The following is a 1,959-nucleotide window of genomic DNA, read 5'->3' as shown; positions in this document are numbered from 1 at the left end:
TTCAAGGACCAGCCATGGTCCATGAAATCGGCCGCCAGCCAGTCGAGCAGCTCCGGATGCGAGGGCGCGGCGCCTTGCAGGCCGAAGTCCGACGGCGTGTCCACGAGATAACCGCCCATGAGCGCGCCCCAAACGCGATTGACGAAGACGCGGGCGGTGAGCGGGTTGTCCTTGCTGGCGATGTGCTCGGCGAGCGCGAGCCGGCCGCTGTTGTTCGCAGGAAACGGCTCCTGTTTCGGATCGAGCAGTTTCAGGAAGCGACGTGGAACGAGATCGCCGCGTGTGTCCGGCTCACCGCGCAGGAAGATCTTCGACCTGACCGGTTTTTCTTTGTCCTTCACGATGATCGCACGAACCGGTGCGCCGTCGTTGTAAGTGATGAGTTCGGCGAGATCGCTCTTCTGAATGACCTCGGAGAGCTTCTGCTTCGCGCCTACAAGCTTTCCGCTCTTCTTCGCAGCGGCGACCTTCTTGTCGATGATCTTCTCCTTCGACTCAAAGTCGGCGCGTTGCTCCGCGGTGACGTCGTAACCGTCAATGAGCGGAAATTCGTCGATGAGATGCGGCGGCGGCTTGTCGGTGGAGGTGAAGACGCCGTGCAGCGAATAATAATCCGCCGTGGGCACGGGCTCGAATTTGTGATCGTGGCAGCGGGCGCAGGCCACGGTGAGTCCCATGAAGCCGCGCATCGTCGTGTCGATCATGTCGTCGGCGAAGTCATTCGGATTGGTCAGAAACGGCGTGACGGCGATGAAGCCGAGCGCGGCCTGCTCCGGCGAGCGATCCTTCAGGCCCATCAAATCGGCGGCGAGCTGCTCCTTGATGAACTGATCATACGGTTTGTCCGCATTGAACGCGGCGATGACGTAATCGCGATAGGTGAACGCGTAAGGATAGTAGCTCACCATCTTCGTGGCTGGCACGGTGGTGTTCGCCGTGTCTGCATAGCGCGCCACATCGAGCCACAGCCGCGCGAAGTGTTCGCCGAAGTGCGGACTCTTCAACAGATCATCCACCGAGGCAGGCTTCTCCGCGTCCGGCGGCAGTCCGGTGAAATCATACGACAAGCGGCGCTCCAAGATGTGCGGCTTGGCCTGCGGCGATGGCGTGAGCTTGTGCTCCTTCAGCTTCGCAAAGATGAAGCGATCGATCGGATGCTCGTTCCACGCCGCGTCGTCCGCTTTTGGCGGTTCCACCGCTCGCACCGGTTGGAAGGCCCAGTGCGTCTTCGCCTTTTCAAAGATCGCATCCTGGTCACCGAGCTTCGAGAATTCTGTCTCACCGATGTCCTGCTTCGGACCCGGCGCGCCCATCTTCACCCACTGCTCCAGCAGCGCCACCACCTCGGCGTCGAGCTGATACTTCGGCGGCATCGCTGTGTCCTCATCGCCATAACGCACCGCCTGGATCACCAGCGAGCCTTCCACATCACCCGGCACCACCGCCTGGCCTGAATCGCCGCCATCGAGCCAGCCCGACTGCCGGTCCAGCAGCAGCCCGCCCTTGCGCTCGCCCTCTGCTTCCGAGTGGCACTTGTAGCAATGCTCCACGAGCACCGGGCGAATCTTGTTCTCAAAAAACGCGGTGCCTTTGGCCGTCGCCTCACGTTTCGTTTCCGCTGCGTTGAGGGCGGTGGCGAGGGTGAGGAGCAAAAGCGGAGCAGCGGAGCGGATCATACGTGGGGGTCACGCTGAAACGCCGCCGTTTCACCGAGTTTTCGGCGAAGTCTTACCGCCGCCTGCGCGTGGCGCCACGCGCAGGCTCCAGAACCATGGGCTGAGGCTAGGCCAGCAGGTTCTCCCCGCGATTTTCCTTCTGCTGGATCGTCAGGGGCCAGCCGGGGAACTGATTCGTCGGCTTGCCATCGGTCGCATCAATGAGGAAGCGGAAGGACTCGATAAAGTAGGTCTTCTTCACCGTATCGAAGGTGATGAACCCAAAGCCGCTGGCCTTTTCGTG

1 protein-coding gene is annotated in these 1,959 nt (G+C 61.5%); it reads right to left on the bottom strand.

Going from position 1 to position 1,959, the window contains the following annotated elements; genetic code table 11:
- A partial coding sequence (locus tag KDL09_RS02810) for a PSD1 and planctomycete cytochrome C domain-containing protein (protein WP_294381083.1) occupies positions 1–1,676 on the bottom strand: 1,676 nt, incomplete at its 3' end.
- Positions 1,677–1,959: the final 283 nt, after the last annotated feature.

Origin of the sequence: Prosthecobacter sp. (genome assembly GCF_020439865.1) — a bacterium.
Classification (GTDB): domain Bacteria; phylum Verrucomicrobiota; class Verrucomicrobiia; order Verrucomicrobiales; family Verrucomicrobiaceae; genus Prosthecobacter.
The sequence above is the reverse complement of the archived record's forward strand: the minus strand, read 5'-3'. Positions and strand labels throughout refer to the sequence as shown.